General features: G+C 63.5%; 1 pseudogene. It reads left to right on the forward strand.

The annotated features are described in order from the left end of the window. Nucleotides 1–865 (forward strand): annotated as a pseudogene (locus CXR44_RS38700) (DNA-directed RNA polymerase subunit beta); the annotation flags it as partial.

Below are 865 nucleotides of genomic sequence, written 5' to 3' on the forward strand. Positions count from 1 at the left end.
TCCAGGAGCCCCTCGAAGTTCCTGACCTTCTCGCCCTGCAGACCGAGTCCTTCGACTGGCTGCTCGGCAACGAGAAGTGGAAGGCCCGGGTCGAGGCGGCTCGTCAGGCCGGGCGCAAGGACGTCCCGACCCAGTCGGGCCTCGAAGAGATCTTCGAAGAGATCAGTCCGATCGAGGACTTCTCGGGGACCATGTCCTTGTCGTTCCGCGACCACCGGTTCGAGCCGCCGAAGTACTCAGTCGATGAGTGCAAAGACAAGGACATGACCTTCTCCGCCCCGATGTTCGTCACGGCGGAGTTCATCAATAACACCACCGGTGAGATCAAGAGCCAGACGGTCTTCATGGGCGACTTCCCGCTCATGACGCCGAAGGGCACCTTCATCATCAACGGCACCGAGCGTGTCGTCGTCTCGCAGCTGGTCCGCTCGCCCGGCGTCTACTTCGAGCGCAGCGTCGACAAGACGTCCGACAAGGACCTGTACGGCTGCAAGGTCATCCCGTCGCGGGGTGCCTGGCTGGAGTTCGAGATCGACAAGCGCGACAGCGTCGGTGTGCGCATCGACCGCAAGCGCAAGCAGGCCGTCACCGTGCTTCTCAAGGCGCTGGGATGGACCAACGAGCAGATCCTCGAGCGGTTCGGCCAGTACGAGTCGATGCGGGCCACCCTGGAGAAGGACCACACGGCCGGCCAGGACGACGCGCTGCTCGACATCTACCGCAAGCTGCGGCCGGGTGAGCCGCCGACCAAGGAGTCGGCGCAGACCCTGCTGGAGAACCTCTACTTCAACCCCAAGCGCTACGACCTGGCCAAGGTCGGCCGCTACAAGATCAACAAGAAGCTCGGGGTCGCGTCGGAGATCAC

Source organism: Nonomuraea indica (genome assembly GCF_002850745.1).
Taxonomy (GTDB): domain Bacteria; phylum Actinomycetota; class Actinomycetes; order Streptosporangiales; family Streptosporangiaceae; genus Nonomuraea; species Nonomuraea indica.